Source organism: Pseudobacter ginsenosidimutans (assembly GCF_007970185.1).
In the GTDB taxonomy this organism is placed as follows: Bacteria; Bacteroidota; Bacteroidia; order Chitinophagales; family Chitinophagaceae; genus Pseudobacter; species Pseudobacter ginsenosidimutans.
Window position 1 is genome coordinate 730,641 of sequence record NZ_CP042431.1, and the last position, 21,019, is coordinate 751,659.

At 46.2% G+C, this 21,019-nt stretch carries 19 protein-coding genes and 1 pseudogene; 5 read left to right on the forward strand and 15 right to left on the reverse strand.

Translation table 11 applies throughout. The features are described from left to right. Positions 1–13 precede the first annotated feature (13 nt). The 5 genes and pseudogenes from FSB84_RS02800 (at position 14) to FSB84_RS02820 (ending at position 4,629) form a co-directional block, all read left to right on the forward strand. Entirely contained in the window at positions 14–490 is a 477-nt protein-coding gene (locus FSB84_RS02800) for a redoxin domain-containing protein (protein WP_130543000.1), read from the forward strand. Continuing rightward, positions 487–1,031: pseudogene (locus FSB84_RS02805) on the forward strand (DsbA family protein). The gene FSB84_RS02800 and the pseudogene FSB84_RS02805 overlap by 4 nt, the downstream one beginning before the upstream one ends. A gap of 264 nt (positions 1,032–1,295) precedes the next feature. Next, a complete protein-coding gene (locus FSB84_RS02810) occupies positions 1,296–1,640 on the forward strand; it encodes a hypothetical protein (RefSeq protein ID WP_147122019.1) in 345 nt (114 codons plus the stop codon). Continuing rightward, the gene (locus FSB84_RS02815) at positions 1,637–3,094 is read left to right on the forward strand and encodes a M43 family zinc metalloprotease (RefSeq protein ID WP_147122022.1); all 1,458 of its coding nucleotides are present in this window, start codon (positions 1,637–1,639) and stop codon (positions 3,092–3,094) included. The genes FSB84_RS02810 and FSB84_RS02815 overlap by 4 nt, the downstream gene beginning before the upstream one ends. Before the next feature lie 119 nt (positions 3,095–3,213). Beyond that, positions 3,214–4,629: an MDR family MFS transporter gene (locus tag FSB84_RS02820; protein WP_130542997.1), complete on the forward strand. Its 1,416-nt coding sequence runs from the start codon at positions 3,214–3,216 to the stop codon at positions 4,627–4,629. On the opposite strand, the gene FSB84_RS02825 is transcribed toward FSB84_RS02820, so the two are convergent. The 15 genes from FSB84_RS02825 to FSB84_RS02895 form a co-directional block, all read right to left on the reverse strand. Continuing rightward, positions 4,626–5,114, reverse strand: a complete 489-nt coding sequence (locus FSB84_RS02825) for an energy transducer TonB (RefSeq protein WP_130542996.1) — start codon at positions 5,112–5,114, stop codon at positions 4,626–4,628. The genes FSB84_RS02820 and FSB84_RS02825 overlap by 4 nt on opposite strands. Positions 5,115–5,241: 127 nt before the next feature. Further along, the gene (locus FSB84_RS02830; protein ID WP_130542995.1) at positions 5,242–7,560 is read right to left on the reverse strand and encodes a Gldg family protein; all 2,319 of its coding nucleotides are present in this window, start codon (positions 7,558–7,560) and stop codon (positions 5,242–5,244) included. Between the two features lie 16 nt (positions 7,561–7,576). Beyond that, a complete protein-coding gene (locus tag FSB84_RS02835) occupies positions 7,577–8,509 on the reverse strand; it encodes an ABC transporter ATP-binding protein (RefSeq protein WP_130542994.1) in 933 nt (310 codons plus the stop codon). A gap of 8 nt (positions 8,510–8,517) precedes the next feature. Beyond that, positions 8,518–10,047, reverse strand: coding sequence for a PKD-like family lipoprotein (locus FSB84_RS02840; RefSeq protein WP_158643759.1), 1,530 nt, complete (start codon positions 10,045–10,047; stop codon positions 8,518–8,520). Between the two features lie 19 nt (positions 10,048–10,066). Next, complete coding sequence (locus tag FSB84_RS02845; RefSeq protein ID WP_130542992.1) at positions 10,067–10,771, reverse strand: DUF4843 domain-containing protein; 705 nt, start codon at positions 10,769–10,771, stop codon at positions 10,067–10,069. 23 nt (positions 10,772–10,794) lie between these two features. Beyond that, positions 10,795–11,094, reverse strand: coding sequence for a RagB/SusD family nutrient uptake outer membrane protein (locus FSB84_RS02850; RefSeq protein ID WP_147122024.1), 300 nt, complete (start codon positions 11,092–11,094; stop codon positions 10,795–10,797). Further along, on the reverse strand, positions 11,082–11,885 hold the full coding sequence (locus FSB84_RS02855) for a RagB/SusD family nutrient uptake outer membrane protein (RefSeq protein ID WP_147122026.1): 804 nt from the start codon (positions 11,883–11,885) through the stop codon (positions 11,082–11,084). The genes FSB84_RS02850 and FSB84_RS02855 overlap by 13 nt, the downstream gene beginning before the upstream one ends. Then, positions 11,828–12,196: a hypothetical protein gene (locus FSB84_RS02860; RefSeq protein ID WP_147122028.1), complete on the reverse strand. Its 369-nt coding sequence runs from the start codon at positions 12,194–12,196 to the stop codon at positions 11,828–11,830. Before FSB84_RS02860 ends, FSB84_RS02855 begins: the two co-directional genes overlap by 58 nt. Positions 12,197–12,214: 18 nt before the next feature. Beyond that, positions 12,215–12,643 (reverse strand): hypothetical protein, encoded by a 429-nt coding sequence (locus FSB84_RS02865; protein WP_147122029.1) that lies wholly within the window; start codon positions 12,641–12,643, stop codon positions 12,215–12,217. Continuing rightward, positions 12,640–15,621, reverse strand: a complete 2,982-nt coding sequence (locus tag FSB84_RS02870) for a SusC/RagA family TonB-linked outer membrane protein (RefSeq protein ID WP_147122031.1) — start codon at positions 15,619–15,621, stop codon at positions 12,640–12,642. The genes FSB84_RS02865 and FSB84_RS02870 overlap by 4 nt, the downstream gene beginning before the upstream one ends. A gap of 114 nt (positions 15,622–15,735) precedes the next feature. Then, the gene (locus FSB84_RS02875; protein ID WP_147122033.1) at positions 15,736–16,890 is read right to left on the reverse strand and encodes a FecR family protein; all 1,155 of its coding nucleotides are present in this window, start codon (positions 16,888–16,890) and stop codon (positions 15,736–15,738) included. Between the two features lie 103 nt (positions 16,891–16,993). Then, a complete protein-coding gene (locus FSB84_RS02880; RefSeq protein ID WP_130542988.1) occupies positions 16,994–17,584 on the reverse strand; it encodes an RNA polymerase sigma factor in 591 nt (196 codons plus the stop codon). 11 nt (positions 17,585–17,595) lie between these two features. Next, positions 17,596–18,909: a MutS-related protein gene (locus tag FSB84_RS02885; RefSeq protein WP_130542987.1), complete on the reverse strand. Its 1,314-nt coding sequence runs from the start codon at positions 18,907–18,909 to the stop codon at positions 17,596–17,598. Beyond that, entirely contained in the window at positions 18,890–20,251 is a 1,362-nt protein-coding gene (locus FSB84_RS02890) for a MutS-related protein (RefSeq protein ID WP_130542986.1), read from the reverse strand. Before FSB84_RS02890 ends, FSB84_RS02885 begins: the two co-directional genes overlap by 20 nt. A 221-nt stretch (positions 20,252–20,472) precedes the next feature. After that, positions 20,473–20,880, reverse strand: a complete 408-nt coding sequence (locus FSB84_RS02895) for a hypothetical protein (protein ID WP_130542985.1) — start codon at positions 20,878–20,880, stop codon at positions 20,473–20,475. Positions 20,881–21,019: the final 139 nt, after the last annotated feature.

Genomic DNA, 21,019 nt, shown 5'->3' on the forward strand with positions numbered 1-21,019 from the left:
AAAAACTAATAGTATGTTACCAAGAGGAACGTCTGCTCCGGACTTTGAGCTCTACGCAACGCCGGATCAGAAATTGAAACTAAGCGATCTGAAAAACAAAAAAGTGATCCTGGCCTTTTACCCGGCTGACTGGAGCCCTGTTTGTGACGATCAGATGAATCTGTACAACGAGATGGGCAAATTCTTTTCCAGGCACAATGCACAGGTGCTGGGCATTAGTGTAGACAGCAAGTGGAGCCATCTGGCTTTTACTGATCACAATAAATTCCATTTTCCATTATTATCCGATTTTGAGCCAAAGGGGGAAGTAGCCCGTCTGTATGAAGTGTACAACGAGAAAACAGGAGAGTGTCAAAGGGCCTTGTATGTAATAGATGAAGCTGGTTTCATACAATGGAGCTACCTCTCTCCTGTTGGCATCAATCCCGGTGCAGACGGCATCCTGAATGCACTGGAAGAATTAGATAACGCAAAAACCATCAACCAATGAACCAGTTATATCAACCCATCAGCAACAACGACCATTTTTACGGAAACCCGGATGCAACAGTATCCCTGGTAGAATACGGAGATTTTGAATGCCCCTACTGCGGCCGTGCATATCCGATAGTAAAGGCGATCAAGCAGGAACTGGGAAAGAACCTGAAATTCGTATTCAGGAACTTCCCCTGACAAAGATCCATCCGAACGCCTTCTCTGCTGCAGTAGCAACTGAAGCAGCAGCGTTGCAGGGAAAATACTGGGAGATGCACGATATCATTTTCGAGCACCAGCATTCACTGGACCCTGAAAATGTATTCCTGCTGGCTGGCAGGATCGGGCTGGACCTGGCAAAATTCAAGCATGATATTCACGATGATAAACTCATAGATAAAGTGGAGAAAGATTTTGAAACCGGCCTCAGAAGCGGCGTGAACAGAACGCCCAGTTTCTTTATCAATGGAGAAAAATTTGAAGGCGATTGGGGAGCAGGGCAATTGATGGAACGCCTGAAAGCTACGCTATCGGCTGATCAAATAGTAAATAAATAAATTACATCAATACTAGTAATCTTCCGAAGGCTGTTGCGGCTATCCGCCAACGGCCTTTTTTATTTATTGCCTGCATCAGAGAACAAAGCTTTTTTAGTATATTATGAAGAAGAACATCTTTTACTGAAAACCTTTCCCCTATGTATTTTGCAGACCTGCAAATGCAAAACGGCAGAAGTCCCCCTTATACTTACTTTCCTGGTACAGCCCGCCAGAACAAGTACTGCTGATTCACCATTTTATTTTTCTTTCAAACCTTTTCACATGAGAATAATTCTAGTATCGATACTGGCTGCTACCTTTTTTGTTTCATTGCCTGCAGCCGCTCAAATGGTATGCGCTACTTCTTTCAATCCGGAAGCAGAAAAAAAATCTTCCTCCGCCAGGTACAACCGCTTTCTCAAACTAGAGCAGCATACCAATCAATTCAGGTTATCTGAAAAAACAGCCGTAAAGGCAGGCAGATTGGCCAATCCCAATAATACCATCATCATACCCGTAGTTGTTCACATCCTTCACTATGGAGAACCTGTAGGAACAGGCAGAAATATTCCTGACGCTCAAGTACAATCGCAGATCGATGTATTGAATGAAGATTCAGAAGATTGAATGCAGACAGGGTCAATACGCCGGCAGCTTTTGCAGGAGTAGCCGCCGACCCCAATTTTGAATTCAGACTGGCTTGCATTGATCCCAACGGGAACCCCACCAATGGAATCAACAGGGTACAGACTGCACATCCCTCATATAGTATTGTTGCGATTGGTAACGAAATTCAGGAAACGTCCACCAGAATCAAGTTCAGGTCAGAAGGCGGTGAAGACGCATGGGCAACCAACACATATCTGAATATCTGGGTTTGCAATATTGCGCCTGATCCTGGAGGCCAGACAATGGGGTATGCGCAATTCCCTTTCGATTACAATGCAAAACCCAATACGGACGGTGTTGTAGTCCATTACAGAGCTTTTGGCCGGAACTCCGGATCTACTTTTTATGACCTGGCAAGCGGATTTGGATTGGGCCGTGTTGCAACGCATGAAGTTGGACACTGGCTGAACCTGTATCATATTTTCGGGCCCGACTCAGGTTGTACCAATGATGACTTCTGTAATGACACCCCAATTCAGGCTGTTCCGAATGGCGGTTGCCCTTCATTCCCCAACATAAGCTGCAGCAATGGTCCCAATGGTGATATGTTCATGAACTATATGGACTATACTTCCAATGCCTGCATGAACATTTTCACACAAGGTCAGCGAACAAGGATGCGGGCCATTTTCGCCTCAGGTGGTGAAAGATATTCGTTCATCAATAATTATTTCAGGATCAAACCCACTGCCAATGCCATCTGTAGTACCGGCTCAACGCTTTCTGTTTCCAACCCGGCCTGCCTGAATGTAACCTGGACAATTGTTTCTGGTCCGCTGAGCATTGCTTCAGGTCAGGGCACCAACACAATTACACTCAACAAAACGGGAGACGGAGTGGCCGTGATAAGAGCTACGGCCGGAGGATATATAGATGAGCTTACTATCCAGGCAGGTATTCAAACTCCTACCAATATTGCAGGACTGGTACCACCATTAGGTGTATTTCCAGGAGAGCTGCTGGAGCTTGAAGCAGAAGAAACTGCCCCGGCATATTCATGGTCTGCGCAGGGAGGAAATATACTCGGATACGATAATCAGAAGCGTGTAACGATACAGGTTGATATGTGCTCTCCATTTATGGTCAATGGCTGGCTTAACGTGCAATTATTCTACACCAATGCCTGTGGTGTGGGATCATATGGAGAGTTTACCACTATTGATTGCCCAATTGGCGGACCATTCATGATATCTCCCAATCCAGCCAGCGGGCAGCTATCTGTTACCGGTAAAGAAAAAGAGATCAGGGAAATTCAATTAATAGACAAGAATGGAAACCTGAGGAAACATATTCGACTGGCCACCCAGCAAAAGAATGTAAGATTGAACATTACTGATCTGAAACCTGATATTTATTCTATCAGGATCTTTGACGGCAAAAACTGGACAACCAGGAAACTTATCATCAAATAACAGGCAAAGGCCGTTCTTCATATTACAGAACGGCCTTCCTTTATTTTCAATACCATCAATAGAACAATATGACATGCTTGCATACCTGATTTTCTGATAACTTTGGCAAAAATCCGCCTATGCCTCCCAACAGGTCGCTGGTATTGGTCACACTAATGATCGGCACTTCGATGGCAGCCATTGACAGCAGCATCGTGAACGTGTCTTTGCCTATCATTCAGCGGGAGTTCAATGTACAACTGGATGCCATTGCCCTGGTGGTTACAGTATACATGATCACCTATAGTTTGTTCATCCCCCTTACCAACTGGCTGAAGAATCGTATTGGCTATTACAATCTGTACATGACCAGCATTTCACTGTTCGTGGCGGGATCACTGTTATGCAGTCTGGCAGACAGTCTTACTTTTCTGATACTGGCGCGGGCTGTACAAGCCATCGGTGGTGGCGCCATTGCGCCTACTTCACTCGCTATACTGAGCGAGACCTTCCCGAAAGAAGAAAGAGGAAGCGCCGTTGGCTGGTGGGGAATCGGTAACGTGATGGGACCTGCGCTGGGCCCTACTTTGGGCGGTATCCTCACCCAATACCTCGGATGGCAATCGATCTTCTATGTTAACGTACCGGTTGGTATCGTTACCATCTGGATGGCAGCCAGGAACCTTCGATTCCTGAAACAAATACCCATCACAAAACCACCTCTCGATCTGAAAGGATATTTGTTGCTGGCTGGCTTCGTGTTATTGTTACAGGCAACCATTATACCTTTTGCATCCCGCTACGGACTTACATCCTGGCAGTTCCTCAGCTGCTTTGTGATCACTATTACCATTCTGGTTCTCTATATCCGTTCTTCTAAAAGACCTGATCCTTTACTTGATCTGTCCATTTTCAAGATCCCGGATTTCAGAAGACCTTTCATTATTGTCGGTATCCGTTCTGTTGCATTGTTCGGCGGGATGTTCTTTCTTCCCTTCCTCTTGCAGGGCTACCTGGGGTACTCCGAGATCGAGAGCGCGATGCTGTTATTGCCCAATGCCCTGATCATGCTGGTTACCCGGCCGGTTTCAGGAAAACTGGCAGACAAAGGAATGATCAGGTATATCTCCATTATCGGTATCCTGCTGGTGTCTTCTTCCTTTGTACTGTTTTCCATGATCGATATTGGCGCCAGTGTAGCTTTTATTGTAACAGCTATGATCATACGGGGATTGGGCATCAGCTTCCTGATAGCGCCAGTATCCACCGCCCTGTTGAACTCCGTGAAATCCGAGCAAACAGCAACCGCCACTTCATTGAATACGCTTATGCTGCAACTCGGAGGATCAGTAGGCATTGCTGTGAGCAGCGCCATTCATACGCATCTGTTATCGCACTATGAAAGCAAAACTGGTACGCACCAACTGGCAGAACATTATGCGTTGCAGGATGGATTCCTTACTACAGCAGGATTGATCCTGTTGGCATTATTACCGGCGGTGCGGCTGCCACAAAAAACAAGGAAAAGATTGGTAGATAAAAATGTGTTGGGCTAATTATCAGGTGCTGGCGCCGCAGCATCTTCCTTTTCCAACCTGAACACGATCGGTAATATTTTGTAAGAGGCTACCGGCTTCCCTTTTAACAAGGCAGGCTCCCATTTGGGCATGGAAGATACAACCCTGATGGCTTCTTCCGCCAGACCAAACCCTGGCACCGGATCCTTTGGCTTCAGATGAACGTCTCTTACTGCTCCATGCTTATCAACTGTGAATCTTACATTAACCGAAGCCTCAATTTCATATTTTAAAGCAGAATCCGGGTATATGAGATTCGCCGCAATAAATCGCTTCAGTGAATCCATGCCTCCAGCAAACATTGATTGCTGCGTAGCTTTTTTCATTTTACCAGGAGAGCTCGGAACAGTATCAGATTGCATTTGAACAGGAATATTCTTTTTCATTTCCCCGCTGGAACTATTTGAGAAAAAGGATAAAAAGAATACTACCAGAATAGATATTTGAAGAATAAGTTTCATCATGGCTACATTAGAAGCTTGACAAGATATTCAATTTCCACCGGGAAATGAACAAAAACAAAAAGCAGGGAAAATCTCCCTGCTTCTTGAAAAAGAGCCTTAACCAGTTCTCAGATGAAATTTTGCAGTTCTATTGTCTTCTCCTCCTGAACCAGATCACCAGGTAACTCACAAGCATGATGGCAGGTAAAATAAATGTGAAGATGATCCTGGAGACCCTGAATCCGCTTTTCCCGATATGAATATCATTGTCGGTGAATGGCGGACGGCTCACATCCACAGGAGCATCATAGTTGGATAGCCAGTTGAATGATCCGGCGATCAGCAGAAAGTTCCCGGCAAAGATATCCTTGCGTGAATGCCCCAGCTCGCCGTTGCTGATACAATCTGCATCGCCAAGGATGATCACCTTTTGTTCCTTCTCTCCAACTTTCCGGCTGAGTGCTACAGCGGTGGCAACATTTTCGGCTGCTGTTTCGCCGGCAGCCGGATTGAACACAGTACTATCGTCAATAAAATCGATCGTTTCCAGTTCATTCCAGGCGCCAGCGGAATCAGTCACCAGCCAGGGTGTTGCCGCATATCCATTGGCGTTAGCATTGCTGTACTGAAGGCCAACTGCTGAAGGCATCACTACCACCTGGTTATTCTTACGGAGGATACGGAACATTTTTGAAAATTCACCTGCTGCTTCCGTAGGTTGTGAAAAGATAAGATCCGCCTGATAGTCTTTATTAGGCTTAACCAGTCTCCCTTCCATCAATCGCACACCAAAAAGTTCAGTAATGGGATTCATGGTTTCCTGCCTTTTGGGTTCACCGGCAATAAGAAGGTTCCCTCCCCTGGCTATGTATTGTTTCAAATGCTCCAGGTGCAGTGCAGGCAAGGCTGTTTTCACATCGGCGATCACCAGGATGCTTACGTAGGCAGGTACTTCCTTATCCAGCGTAAGTTGCTCGAAATCGAAGCCCTGGTTGATGAGAGAATAACGGAATGTATTCTCTTTGGCGAACTTGTTGTAATCTCGGTCTCCTTCCCTGATACAGTCGCGCTCCCCATGTCCTCCCACAAAACCTACTTTAGGCAATGTGACCACCAGTCTCTTGATGGCGGCGCTGATCTCTGCTTCTGAAGGAAATCCCATCGCATCGTTGAATACACGCAGAACAGAACGTTGTCCGCTATCCCGCTCCAATACTTTGATATATCTGAAATTCTCTTCGGCAAGTGTGGTTTGGATCTTTCCCAGTTCACTCACTGGCTGAAAGATCGCTGAGTCCACACCGTAAGTCTGTGCTACTTTGGCCATCCTTTGCCTGTCGTTCAAATTGGGGAATCGCTGGTTCAGGGATTCTTCATTATTTCCTTTCGCGAAGTAGCGAACATAATTCATTTTGATCTCCGGCTTGAAGCGCTGGTATTCCCTGAAGCGGCGCATATCATCCAGTTCAGCCCTGGGCATACCCATCCACAGCCAACGGTCTTCGTCAAGCGCATTGGAAAAAGTGGTGATGGTCAGGCCGCCTTTGGCTTTGCTCACAATGTCCTGGCTGGCTTTGGTGAGGGTACGCAGTTTTGTTCTGGTGGCATCATAATAGAGCATCATGGCAGGTCTTGAGCTCAGGTAGCCCACCATCACAGCAGCGCCTATCACCAGGGCATATCGGCCCAGCGAAACAATGGCACGTGTTTTCTGTCGGATTGCGCGGAATCGGAAAATACAAAGTCCCAGGAAGAGCCCAACCACAGTTATGAAATAAATCACATCTTCAGTACTCACAATGCCGCCGATGAATTCATGCGTTCTGCCTCCCATCGATAACCAGAACATGATATCGCGCACGAAGGCGATATCCTGCCATAACTGACTTGTATAATTCAATACAGCAAATACAGCGAAAGTCCCCATGGCCGCCACTACCTGGTAAGAAGTTAGGCTCGACATAAAAAGACCTACAGCCCCATATGCGCAGATCAGCAGGAAAATTCCCAGGAGCCCGGGCATGGTAGCCGGAAAATCGAACTTGTCTACCACAAAGGCGCCGTACAATGTAAAAATGAAAACGATGCCAGTCATCAACAATGCATAAGCCGCAATGGACATAAACTTCCCGAAAATGATCTGGGCATCGCTGATCGGCGAGGAATATAATAATTTGATGGAACCGCTGCTGATCTCCCGGCTCATCATTCCCATCGTGAGCAGTGGAATATAGAAGTACAGGTAACCGAGCAGCCGGGTATAAAATCCTCCCCAGGGATCAGTATACAATTTCAGTGTAACACCTTCCAGGCTGTATCCCATTTCCTTGAACTGTACCATTCCTTCCAGTACTCCGGAAAAAACAATACCGGCCTGAATGGTAAAAACAATAAGGATCAGCCAGGCTATCGGTGAAAAGAAAAGCAGCTGTAATTCAGTACGGGCAATTCTTATAGTTTGTTTCATTATTTTATTTTCTACGTTAGGAGCGTGACTGTTTTTTAGACAATTCAGCAAAAATGGTATCCATCGAATTCTTCTCCGCGTTGATTTCTTTCAAACGCCATCCATTGTGAACGCTTTGATCGATGATTTTTTCCAGCATATCATCCACACTGTCTACTTTCACGCGATAACGGGAACCACCCAGTGTTTCCACCGCCACCACATTGGGGATCCGTTTCAATTCCTCGGCACCCCGTGGCTCCAGCATCGTCAGCAAAATGGTGCCGGGCGCAGCATAACGGTCAAATTCATCCACACTACCGGAGAAGACTACCCGACCATCTGCCAGCATCAGGATATAATTGCAGGCTGCCTGTACTTCAGACAACATATGCGTGGAAAGGATCACCGTTCTTTCCTCCGCGATCTCTTTGATCAGGTTCCTGATCTCTACGATCTGGTTGGGATCGAGGCCATTGGTGGGCTCATCCAATACCACCAGTTCCGGATTGTGAATGATGGCCTGTGCAATGCCCACACGCTGCTGGTAGCCTCCTGATAAATTCCTGATCAAACGTTTCCTGAAATGAGTGATACCGCATTTTTCAAGCACTTTGTTCACGGCATTTGCCTGCTCTTTACGCGGTATCAATCTCAGTCCGGCGCAGTGTGTGAGGAACTCATCGATGGTGAGGTCGATGTGCAGGGGAGGCCTTTGCGGGAGAAATCCCATCAGGCCCTTGGCAGCGATGGCATCCTTGCGGATGTCCACCCCATTGATAAAAACATCACCTTTCGTTGGTTTCAGCACTCCGCATAGAATGTTCATCATGGTTGACTTTCCCGATCCATTGGACCCTAACAATCCGTAGATACCACGTACCGGTATCTCGAAATCGATATCACGTATGGCCCATTGAGCAGTATAGCGATGCGATAGCTGTACTGCTTTTACTATTGGTTGTTTCATATTGTTGTTTACATCATTTGATTAAAGCCGAATCCCATCTTGTACATACTGCTTACCGGGACTCCCTTGTCGAGTACGATCTTCTTTTTCAGCCTGCGTGCAGGATCGGCTATTTCGTCGGACAGGATGCCGAGAATGTATACATCACCATTCTCCAGCCCTACCATGATCTGATCATGGGTGAACACGCCCATCAACTGGTTCTGGCAGGCCGTGATGGTTTTGATTGGGGAATCGAATGAATAATATTCCGAGCTCATGGCAGGGCCATGTTCATACAGGTAAAGCGTTTTGTTGCCACTGCCGCCTGAATAGAACATATAATTCTCGATACGGGGCAACTGGTAGAATATGCTTTGCGCATTGGCAGTGCCGGCGCCGAAAGAAGTTTCTCCCATGAATACCGCCTGGGCAGTGTAGAACTGGTCTATCACCATGATCTTCTGAACGTAGTGCTGTGTGCCATTGTAGAAGATCAGGTTATAGGAAGTGGTGAAGCGTCCCTGCTTCAGGGGACCTACATATACCAGCTCCTTGTCCATGGCATCGATCATCGTAGTGCCGGGAGGAATGGGCGGTCCGGGCATATAGTTGATGGGTATTACCTGCCCGTGATCTGACCCTTCGAAGAGTTTGCCTTTGGTCTTATCGTAGAGAATTGTCTGTCCGCTCATATATGAGCCGCTCCAGCCTTTATCAAATTTCACACCACCGGGAATGAACATGGGCTTGTTGGGATATACGCCTGATTGGGAATAAGCATTGTTGACATGTTTTCTCGTATATATATTCCCGTTATCATCCAGCATGATGCTGTAGTCCCACATGTAGAATTCACCTCTCGGTCTGAAATCCTCCGGAACTGTATTGCCGAGAAAGAAGGTATTGGTCTTGTAAATAGGGTTCAGGGTGGTACCATCAAGCTCTATGTTTCCGGCAGCATCATTCCTTACTATGAGTACATTACCGGGATTGCTCAATCCTCCGCCGGCCATCCAGTGCTCTCTGACTTCAATGGCATTCGGCCCGAGCTCTTCTCCGGAGATAGTGGTATAAAAATCTGCAGTTACTTCAAAGGTCACGGGATCGATAAAGGAGATGATACTTCGGTTATCCCTCTTAGTTAGCATCACCCAGCCTAAGAGGTAAGCAGGAATGGCATCTACTGTGAACCCATCCAGGAAGGTGGCTTCATTCTTCTTATTCACCACTTTCAGTTTTATATAAGGGCGGATGCCGGTGAGATCGCGGACAGGATAGTCCAGGATAGGCCCTGTGGCAATTTCCTTTCCGTTACAGTACCAGGTAAATGTAAAATTTTCCGCCACTGTATTGGCTCTTACGGTATCTCCACTGAAAACAAGTTTGGGATTGATATCGAGGGTATCACTGGAACGGGGATTGATGAACCTGCCGCCATCAAAGATGATCTCTACTTTGCTGAGGTCATCATACGCATAGTTGCCTTTGTCTTTATAGCAGGAGGATGCCAGTAAGAACAGCAGGGCGATAAGACTATATTGTTTTACATTTTTCATGTTCATGCGGGGTTACTTATCAGAATAAATTCGGTGATACATTGATCTGGCCGTTCTCATCTTCATACACTTCTCCGTTCTCACGGCCGCGGGCGAGGAAATCGCGGAAGATGATCGCATAGGCGCGTTGTTCTGTTTCGGAGAGACCGGTCATATCTGCGATGCCGGTGGCTTCGATGAACAAACGGTATTTATTGTCGGAATACTTTGCCAGGAAATTGGCTTCCACTACGGGAGTCCACCAGCCCGGACGAGCGATCATGTCTGAAAAAGTAATATCGATAAAGCGATTGGCAGGCGGGCCTAACTTAAAATTCTCATTTTCCTGCAAAGCCAGTCTGATCTTGAATTTGCCGGTCTTCAACCTGTCGGAATGATGAAGCACCAGGGCAATGGTATCCACAGCACGGCCTGCACGTAATTCAATATTGGCAGGTAAATCATAATCGCCGGCGATGGCTGTGGTTTGTGAAGGGTCTACTGTTAAGGTAACAGTCCTGTTCTGGTCTTTGAGTTTACCCATCAGTTTGATCAGGAGCGGCAAAGTGTCTTTGACCTCTCCGGGATGGAAGGCAAAGGAATATTCGATGGGTTTCATCGCACTGGTGTCTGTTGGTGTATTCACCAGGTAAACAAAGGAAGTATCTCCATATTCGTCCACTGCATCCTTGCTGCAGGCAGCAAGTAAACAGCAAAGGATGGTGATGATATATAATCGGTTCATGAATGCTTATTTTGAATTGACAATTATCGTTCTGTTATTGGCAAAACGAATTTGTCTGTCAGTGTTTGGTTGCCGTTAGTTTCGTCCAGTATTGTTTTGTTAAGCCTTTTATAGAGGAAGAATAATTTTCCTTCGCCAACAAACTCCCTTCTTGCATCATTGATGATGGCATCCAGGAAGGCGGATTTGTCGGGCACTGAAGGCAATGGAGCGGTGCAGCCTCTTTTCGTGCGCAATGTATTGAGCAGCGCCATGGCCCCGCCAGGATCAGAATCGTATTGTGTTTCCGCAGCAATATGATACAATTCACTCAACCTGAACATCGGAATGGCTGCTGTGATCTCCCTTCACGATCCTGCGTGGTATCAAACTTCAGCAATTGCCTTCCGTTGGCAGTGAGATAACATTTCTTCCTGTAGTCGGAGTTCAGATCACTACCGAAGATCTGATTGGTATTGGGCAGTAAGAATGTAACATGGTTGAACTCACTCTCATATCTTTTCCTGTACAATGCGAAGATGAGATCTTCAGAGAGCAGCCTGTCGTATGCGCCCACATCGATAACAGTTGACGCCGTAAATCCAACGGTAGGCTCATTACCCACGGTCTTATCATTGATCACTTCCATGGCGCTGGCATGCGCCAGTTGATTGTTGTTGGCATATAAAGCAACACGCGCCAGCAAAGCTGTGGTAGCATAGTATCCCATGCGGAAGCCTCTTTTACCGGTTCCGAAATATGTTTGGTCCGTTCCGAAACGGAAGCGGTATTTCAGGAAATCATTTTTGGCTTCAGTGCGCGTATCGTAAGTTTTCTGCAATTCTTTACTACGAGTGAGGTCAGCGATGATCAGCTGCAATACTTCGCTGGTTCGTTTTTCCGGCATGGGAACATGCGTGAGCGTAGTGTAGTAGGGAATGGCAGCCGCATCCTGCACAACAGGAGCAGGCGCATACAGGCGCAGCAGGTCGAAATGCAACAGACCGCGGATGGCGAGCAATTCGCCTTCCAGTTTAGCCCGTTCCTGCTCTTTGAAAAAGCCTGGCGCTTTTTTGTTCATCTCCTCCAGTAAACCATTGCAATTGGCGATGGTAGTATAAGCGAGCGACCAGATCCATTGATTCGTTGCTCCATTCCTGCAGACACATAATCATAGGTCTTCAGCTGGTCGTATTGCGTATTCTTCAGATCATAGCAACGGGCCAGCACATCAACAAAGCCATGCGTGAGCTCACCGCCGTACAGGGTGCTGGTGGAGAGGTTGGCGTAGATGCCATTGAGCGCTATTGTAAATCCTTCCGGTGTTTCCAACAACACATCCACGGATACTTCTGCTTTCGGTTCCAGTTCAAGCCAATCCTTCACGCAACCTGTGGAGAGCAACATGATGCCGGCAATAATGAACAAGTGTATTTTTTTTATCATCGGGAATGACTTTAATGTTTAGAAACCCAGGTTAAGCGTGAGGTTTACAGTTCTTGCATAGGGATAATCCGTTCCGCGTTCGATATCGATACTGGAAATCCGGCCCAGTTCATTGCTGGTCAGCTGCACCCTGCAATTGTTCACTTTCCAGCGCCTGAGGAATTGCTGGGGAAGATCATAACCGATGGTGATGGAATTGAAATCGATATAATTGTTGCGCTGTACAAAACGTGATGTCACTTTTGTGGTTTCATTCCAAAGACGAACATCTTTCAGATGCGTTATATCTCCGGGTTTCTGCCAGCGGTCTGAAAATACGCGGCTGTCTACATTCGTATATACATTCGCGTTTTCCACCTTGTCTACCATTGTACTGTTGTACATATCGCCGCCGTATTCATAGAGGAAGCCGGTAAAGATGAAGAATGATTTATAATTGAAATTCAATCCGAAAGAGCCCTGAGCTTCGGTTCGGAATCACCTACCACTACGTGCTGCGACTGATTCCAGGTGTAAGTGGTCTGACCATTCTGGTCTAAAAACACTTCACGTCCATCCGCGGGATTGATGCCCAGCGATTTCATTGCATAGATGGCGGTTTGGGAAGCTCCTTCAAAGTACTTGTTCAATGGCTTGTTCACCACGGAATGGTCCTTGTAATATTGCTCAACGCGGTTATTGTATTCTTTCAGCGCGTCTCCGATCTTCAGGAATTTATTCCTGTTATGCGCTGCAGTGGCATACACATTCAGGTTGAAATTTTTCCGGGTCAGCACCTGGTACCTTGCACTGATCTCGTACCCTTCATTCAAGATCTCGCCCAGGTTGCTTTTGTAGGATTTGAATCCGGTTGAAAAAGGCAGCGTGATATCACCGATCAGGTCTACCGTTTTCTTATTGTAATAATTGACGGTAAGACTGAGCTTGTTGAAAACAGTGATATCGAAACCTGCATCGAACATGGTTGTTTTCTCCCACTCCAGATCAGGATTAGCGATGGTTACCAGGTTAGCGCCGATACCGAATGCATACCAGTTATCGAAATTGTATCTGTATGTGCTTTTTGATACACTTTGTGAGAAACCTGCTTTACCCACCTGTCCGTAGTTGGTGCGCAGCTTGAAATTGGTCAGCCAGGGATAGTTCTCCTGTACACCTTTGTAATTATGAAGATTGATACCAGCGCCCAGGGACCAGAAAGGCGCGAAACGCACATTGGAACCGAATTGTGAAGCGCCATCATAACGGCCTGAGAAATCAAGCAGGTAAATATTGTCGTAGCTGTAGTTGGCGGAAGCCATAAAACCCAGCAGCCGGGATTTTTCATTATCGCCCGTTGGTTTGCTGAGGATATCTGCGGCAAAATTCACATCATCTGTATTGCCCGTGAGAAAACCAACAACAGAGTAACCTGAACGCGTCATATTCTTTTGAGCAGCATTGGCGCCGATAGTAGTGTTGAGATAATGTTTACCGTATCCTTTTCCATAAACAAGCAATGCATTGAAATCCCAGGTTTGCATCTCATCATCCAGGATGGCCTTTGTTCCTTTTTTGGTGAAATCCAGTCTGTCGAACTGGGACGATGCCGGGTCTTTGAAATCCTGCTGCTGGCTTTTCTGCAGCATTACTGCAACACGGGTATCGAGGCGAAGCCCATCGGTAATGGTCCAGCGAAGATTGAAATTGTTGGAGAAATCATTCTGCGTGGTACGATTGTAGCTTTTCAGATGTGCGTCGTACAAAGGATTGCCACGACTGCCCGGATGCCCCCAATCTCCCAGCTCTTTCAGGTAATTACCTTCTTCATCACGGATGGTTTCATAGGGATTCTGTCGCGCATAGTTACTGAAGGAACCGAATGGGGATTCCTGTGATTGTATATTATTCCATTGAATATAGTTCCTGAACATCAGGTTATTCTTCCTGTAGGAAATGGAAAAACCGATGGAGTTATTGCCTCTTGCTGAGCCTTTCATGATGCCCTGCGTACGTGCGAAGTTGAGATCTGCACCGAAAACGAATTCTTTCGATCCACCTTCAAGCAGGATATTGTGCCGGTGATTCAGATCAGTGCGAAGTGGTTGTGAGAGCCAGTCGGTTTCCACGCCCCTGTTCACTTCAGCCAGTTTTGCATAATAGCTGCGCTCCCGGATCATTGCCTGCTCAGGCAAATCATTCTGACGGGGATCGAACAAACCGGAGATCCTTTCCAGTTCCAGTTTCTCTCTTGCATTGAGCAGGTGATAACCTGAAAGGTCGGGTACAGATACACTTCCATTCATTGAATAATTCACGCGTAAACGTCCGCTCACCGGTTTCACCGTTTCTATCACCACTACTCCATTTGCTGCACGCGATCCATAAATGGCGGTAGAAGCAGCATCCTTGAGAATGGTAATAGACTCCACGCGTGTGGGATCAAGATCGAAGATCCTTTGAACAGGAACTTCATAACCATCGAGGATGAAGGTGGGAAGATTCGGATCATTGCGAAGCTGTGTGGGAGAAAGCGCTGCTTCATCATCGGGCAGTGTAACATCACCGATACCTGAACGGCCGCGAATATAGATGGGGTTGATATTGTTGGGATCGGAACCGAGACTGTTATTATCGATGACCTTGAAGGAAGGATCGAAGATCTGCAAACTGCGCAACACGTTATTGGGCGACACTTTCAGCAATTCTTTCCGGCTGATGGTTACTGCCGATCCTGTAAAATTATTCTTGTTGATATTGGAGTAACCATTCACGATCACCTGGTTCATCTGGTTATTGCTCGTTTCCAACACGATCTCGACAGTTACAATCTGCCCGGGTGTAGCCTTCACATTCTCGTCAAGGTCTTTCTTCACGGAGTTGGCCGTATAACTGCCAGACTGTTCGCGGATGCGGATCTCGATGGGTTCATAGCCGATCATCGACAATTGGAGGATCGTGTTCTTTTCGATATTGCCCAACCGGAAAGAACCCTGTGTATTGGTAACGGTGCCAATGGTGGGTGATCCTTTCACACGGATCGATACGCCTACCAGTAATTCTCCAGACGCTGAGCGCACAGTTCCGGTAACGATGGCCGGCGGAACCACTGCAGGAGCGGATGGCGCAGGCTGTTGCTGATTGGGAGGCGCTTCCTGTTTGGAAAGAAAGATATTCTTTTCCCTGAAACGATAAGTGATGCCCTGATCCTTGAAAACGAGCTGGAGGAATTGTTCCAGCGGAACGTTGTCAACAGATACGGTCACGGGTTTGGATGCGGTGAGGATGTTCTTATCTCCTGAAACCACATACCCGGTTTGTTTTTCGATCACCTGGAACAGTTTCTTCAGAGGCGTTTCCTTCCCTGAGAAAGTGATGGTTTGTGACATTCCGGATACGCAAAAAAGAAGGAAGGCCGCATTAATGAATAAAGCAGTTAGTCGCATGTACGCGGTATTTTGGTTTTGGGTTTGGCTTCTGCAAGCCTATTGAAAAGTCTTAATCGACTCCGGTGACAATTAGTTTTCTTCCTTCCAGTCTTAACCGAACGCCCCAGTCTTTCATCCCTCCATAAAATCCAACAGGGAAAGATTCCTGTTCACTTTTCCAAAAAATGATTTTGACGGAACTCCATTCTCATACAATACTTCCACATCATACCATCGCTCCACTTCCCGCATCAGCTCTTCCAGCGTAAGATCATCGAAACTGAAATAGCCATTTTTCCATCCCATCACTTTTTCGATATTCACCTGCTGCACCACAGTGAAAGGTTGGATGGCCGGTATATTCTTCCATTGCGCCTGCTGTCCGGGTTTCAGCACAACGCTGGTCCCTGGCTGATCCTGGCTCTGCATCCTGATAGCCCCGGTAAGCAATGTTGTGCGAAGTATCTTTTCATTCTGATAAGCGTTCACATTGAACTCGGTTCCCAGTACCTCGATGGTAGTTTGATGGTCTACTTTTACCAGGAAAGGTTTTTCCACGTCTTTCCTTATCTCGAAATACACTTCGCCGCTGATCTCCACATTCCTTTCATTGCCTGTAAAGGCTGTAGGGAAACGGATGGAACTTGCCGCATTCAACCAGACCCTGGAACCATCCGGAAGGGAAAGTTTATAGATCCTTCCTTTGGGCGTAGAAAGGGTATTGTAAAGAACTTTGGCGGAAGGATCAGTACCATTGTAGGAAAGCAGTCCTTCCGATTTGGTGATCTGTGTATTTCCTTCCTGTGCAATTGCGCCATCCTTCGTTTCGTCCAGGATAATTTCTTTTCCATCGGCCAGTTTCAGGATGGCTCCTTCTGAAGCTGGCTGTAGGTCCTGCTGTATTACCGGCCTGGCGGTAGTCTCAGCGATCCTGTTGTCTTTCCTGTCCACACTCCACCAAACCAATACTCCTCCGATCACCAGGATAGAAGCCGCAATGGCAGTAAGTCTCCCGGGATTCAACCTCCTGATGCCTGCGCTTTTTATTTCTGTTTCCCCGCTAAGCGGGATCGCTTTTTTTATTTTCTCGAATATGATCTTCCTGCTTGTCTCATATTCGCTGATAGTGGCGGCCAGGGTTTCTTCATGGGTGAGTTGTTCAAAAAAAAGCCGGTGTTCTTCAGACTGTTGTACCCAATTATCTAATTCCTGTTTTTCCTGATCGTTCAGTTCATCATTGAGATGCTTACGGATCAGGTCCGCAATGGTTTTTGAAATTTCATTCATAAAATCAATGTTGATAAGGCCGTGAAACAGGAATCCGGGCAGACCGGCAGTTGATGATCCGCCGGTTGAGTATATAACCGCAGGGAATCCTGTTTGTCCCGAATTAATTGAAAAAAAATACAGAGGCCAGTGGGAATCCGATTTTCATGTTCCGGTTCAGGAACACCATCCTTACTGTTTTCAATGCGATGGACTTTGCATTGCGAACAGTTTTTTCACTGATCTGAAGCATGTCTGCGATCTCCTGGTTATTATATCCCTGGAAATAGGATAACTGCAGGATCTTCCTGTAATACTCAGGCAGTTTTTCCACTTCTTCGCGGATGCTGGTGATCAGTTCAGACTCGATTTCGGAAAAGAGGATCGACATCTGTTCTGCATTGGAGAAATCACTGATCTCTTTGTCAATGGCAGTTCTGTTCTTTTGGTTGCGCAAAAAATTATAGCATTTATTCCTGGCGTTCAGGAACAGGAAGGCACGCAGGTGCTTATATGAATCCAGCGCTTCCTTTTTTTCCCAAAGCAGGATAAAAATCTGCGCCGTCATATCCCTGGCGTCCTCGATTGTTGGGAGAAGGTATTTGCAGAATGAGAAGATATTGTTGTAAAAATGATTGTATATGGCGGTAAAGGCCGGCTCATCCCCGTTCCTGAATTTCAGTATGGTGTCATAGTCAATTTCAATGTTTGACATGAGACGGGTGTTTAATCTTCTATCATTTCCAGGATCCTTTCGTTCTCAATGATCAACATCCCATGACGATCATTGGTGATACCTGTTGTAAGTGTATACGTATAGCGCGGTACGCTGCCTTCCATAATGGTGGGAAGATAAGAAAATTGCAGGTTATCACAATCATGCTGCAACACTTCTCCCACTTCGATGATATGGGTTGAGATCACGAAGAAACTATTGTGATATGCAGCATACTCTTTGGTAACGGCGAGGGTGGCATCATAAGCGTCCTTCACATTGGTTCCCTTGAAAAGTTCATCGAAGATGATCACGAGATCATTCCCCTTTGCCACTTCTTCCGCCACCTTCCTCACGCGCAATACTTCCGCATAAAAATGGCTGTAACCCAGGTTCAGGTTGTCAGGCACATTGATGGAAGTATACAATCCGTCCCTCACGGAAAACACCATCTCCCCGGCAGCCACTGGAAATCCCATATGGGCCAGGTATACGGCAATACCCAGAGACTTCATGAAAGTGGATTTGCCGGCCATATTGGCCCCTGTGAGAAAAAGGACGTTCTGATCTTCATGCAGGCTGAGCGGATTGGCTACTGCTCTTTCGAGCGCAGGATGCCTCAATGCCGTAGCCCGGAAAATGTATTCATCCTTTGGCAAGGCTTTGGCATATTGTAGTTTTTGGGCGCGTGCAGTATCGCTGACTGCGATGTAAACGTCCAGATGATAAATGAAGTCGAGTATATTCTCTACATCTTCCCGGAGTACATGACGAACCAGATGATCATATTTTGCGAGTTGCATCACTGCAGGTTTTGTGTTCTGTAATTCCTGCATCCACTGCATCTTAGGGCCGGAGAATAAGTCCTTTATGATTTTGAATAGTTCTGTATCAGGGAAATCGTTGTTTATTTTTTGCAGAAAATCGCGCAAATTGCTGAACACTTCAACAGCAGCAAGCAGGCCGCGTTGGAGGTGTTCATACTGCTCATCTTTCACCGCCATATGCAGGAATTTCTTCTGCAGCAAACCGCCTGCTACTCCCAGAAAAGAACCGGATGTGCCGGCGCCAAGCCAGACTTCCGCTTCCTGGAAAACCTGATGACCGAATGGAAACGACAGCTTTCGCTCGTGAAAAAACCTGAATACTTCACTGCGACTATTAATGGCCGCAGGATTTGACAGCGGCTGGTTGAACATCTTTTCCAGTAATTTTTCACCACCCGATGTTTGCGTGTGGTTGAAAAGATTGAATATGGATTGAGGCTTGAACTTCCCGGTAATATTGAGGTCGTCCAGTGTTTGCTTATCTGTGAGGAAGCTCATATGCAGTTTTTTTTCTTGGTTTCTTTTTCCCGTTTTGCAGGATATCCAGGATCTTTTCGTTTTGGATGATCACCATGCCGTGACGATCACCGGTAATGCCTTGTTCCAGTGTGTAAGTGTATGCTGGCTGATTACCATTCATGCGTGTAGGGAGGTAAACGAAATTGATATTCCTGTATTTCTCGCGCAGCACATCTCCCGCTTCGATGATATGAGTTGAGATAACGAAAATACTTTTTCTCTTTTTCGCAAAAGCAGATACAATGGCGATGGTAGCTTCATAGGCGTCTTTCACATTCGTGCCGCGAAAGAGCTCATCAAATACGATAAAAAGATCCTTCTTCGCCCTCAGCTCCTGCGCCATATGTTTTACACGCAATACTTCCGCATAGAAATGGCTGGCGCCCATGCCGAGATTATCAGGTAGATTGATGGTTGTATACACACCATCCAGCACAGTGAATTCCATTTTTTTTGCAGCCACAGGAAATCCTGCATGCGCCAGGTACATGGCAATGCTCAGGGATTTCATGAAGGTGGACTTACCCGCCATATTTGCTCCTGTGAGAAAAATGATATTATTCTCTGTTGTTACATGGATATTATTCGGCACCGCTTTTTTCAACAATGGATGATACAGACCCTCCAGTTTCACGAGGTCCTGCTGATTGCCGGGCAGGGCTTTGGGGAACACGAACTTTCGTTCGTTTGCTACTTTGGCAATGGACAGGTAAGCATCGAGATTGTAAATAAGCCTCAGCAATTTTTCGATCTGCTCCCTTTGTTTAAAGCGCAGCAACACATCGAATGCAGCAATTTGTTCGTGCGATAGTTTCCCTTTGCTATTCAGGATATCTGTAAATGCAGGATGGTGGAGAATTGTCAACAACTCTTCTTTTTCCTCTATATAAAATTCATTCGCAGTCAACTCGTTCATCAGTTCCGCTGCCTTCTTCATCAGCTCCACCAGCGCTTCAGCACCTTTGTAGATCAGCTGGGTATTCACATCCATGGCAATCATGTTGGTGAGTTTGCGGGCGACTGAATTTTCCTGTGTTGTTAGTTTGGAGCGTTCATCGGTATTTTCCAGGTAAGGCTCTGCTGCATCGAAGTCAGAACTTTTAAAAGGGAAAACTGTTCCCAGTGCGGCAAAGGATTGAATAATGCTGCTGCGTTTGTTGATGGCTTCATGGCCGGAAAGCGGATAGCGGAACATTTCTTCCAGTACAGCTGCTCCGCCTCTGGTAGAGCAGCGATTGAAAATATTGCTGATGGATTCGCCGCCATGTTTTCCGAAGATATGCAGATCTTCCAGGGTTTGTTTATCAGTTGTAAATGACATGTGAGAGGGTTGTGTATCCTGGCGAATATCAGATATATTTTCGGAAATGGTGGAGCAGGAATTTTTTTCAGGCTTCGGGACAATTTTAAAACTCGCCGTGAAAGCCAGTATCAGAGCCAGTTGCAGCAAATGAGCGTGAATAAAAATTGTATGATCTTCAAAAAAAATGCAGCATACGCTACAGGTAGCGATGCTGCAAATCTATTTTTGATGAGTTGTTGTTATTGTTCTGAAGGGATCAGCACGATCTTGAATTTAATACCGGTTGTTGGTTTGAAACCATCTGATCCATTCGCGCCCTGAATACTGATGGTCAATCCTCCGGGCTTGTAAAAGTAGGTGTAACTATAACCGCCATAAACCTGCGGCAACACTTCATAGTTAGTGCCGTCGAACATAGCAGCCACCACTACTCCATCGTTCTCAAAAACCACATCATCAATTTCAGGCATATCGATAGCAGTTATATAGGTGCCGTCTGACTGGTTAAAGCTCCAACCGGACGGAGGTACGGTATATACAATCGTTCGGTTAGGTATTTCCGTTACTTCCGTTGTATAGTATTCCTTTTTACAGGAGACACCAAGGACCAGAACAAACAAAAGGGCAATTATGGATAATTTATTCATACGGTGAGTTTATTGGTTAGACTACAAAGGCTGTGCAGAAATTTCTGCACAGCCCTTGATTAACAAAATTTTGCAAAATACAAGACCAGCAGCGGTACTGACTGCAACGACAAATTCTTATCTGTTAGAATACCTACCA

Coding starts and splice junctions, on each gene's coding strand:
- FSB84_RS02800 (WP_130543000.1), top strand. CDS start 14: ATGTTACCAAGAGGAACGTCTGCTCCGGACTTTGAGCTCTACGCAACG.
- FSB84_RS02810 (WP_147122019.1), top strand. CDS start 1,296: ATGAGAATAATTCTAGTATCGATACTGGCTGCTACCTTTTTTGTTTCA.
- FSB84_RS02820 (WP_130542997.1), top strand. CDS start 3,214: ATGCCTCCCAACAGGTCGCTGGTATTGGTCACACTAATGATCGGCACT.
- FSB84_RS02825 (WP_130542996.1), bottom strand. CDS start 5,114: ATGATGAAACTTATTCTTCAAATATCTATTCTGGTAGTATTCTTTTTA.
- FSB84_RS02830 (WP_130542995.1), bottom strand. CDS start 7,560: ATGAAACAAACTATAAGAATTGCCCGTACTGAATTACAGCTGCTTTTC.
- FSB84_RS02835 (WP_130542994.1), bottom strand. CDS start 8,509: ATGAAACAACCAATAGTAAAAGCAGTACAGCTATCGCATCGCTATACT.
- FSB84_RS02840 (WP_158643759.1), bottom strand. CDS start 10,047: ATGAAAAATGTAAAACAATATAGTCTTATCGCCCTGCTGTTCTTACTG.
- FSB84_RS02845 (WP_130542992.1), bottom strand. CDS start 10,771: ATGAACCGATTATATATCATCACCATCCTTTGCTGTTTACTTGCTGCC.
- FSB84_RS02850 (WP_147122024.1), bottom strand. CDS start 11,094: ATGTTCAGGTTGAGTGAATTGTATCATATTGCTGCGGAAACACAATAC.
- FSB84_RS02860 (WP_147122028.1), bottom strand. CDS start 12,196: ATGATAAAAAAAATACACTTGTTCATTATTGCCGGCATCATGTTGCTC.
- FSB84_RS02870 (WP_147122031.1), bottom strand. CDS start 15,621: ATGCGACTAACTGCTTTATTCATTAATGCGGCCTTCCTTCTTTTTTGC.
- FSB84_RS02875 (WP_147122033.1), bottom strand. CDS start 16,890: ATGAATGAAATTTCAAAAACCATTGCGGACCTGATCCGTAAGCATCTC.
- FSB84_RS02880 (WP_130542988.1), bottom strand. CDS start 17,584: ATGTCAAACATTGAAATTGACTATGACACCATACTGAAATTCAGGAAC.
- FSB84_RS02885 (WP_130542987.1), bottom strand. CDS start 18,909: ATGAGCTTCCTCACAGATAAGCAAACACTGGACGACCTCAATATTACC.
- FSB84_RS02890 (WP_130542986.1), bottom strand. CDS start 20,251: ATGTCATTTACAACTGATAAACAAACCCTGGAAGATCTGCATATCTTC.
- FSB84_RS02895 (WP_130542985.1), bottom strand. CDS start 20,880: ATGAATAAATTATCCATAATTGCCCTTTTGTTTGTTCTGGTCCTTGGT.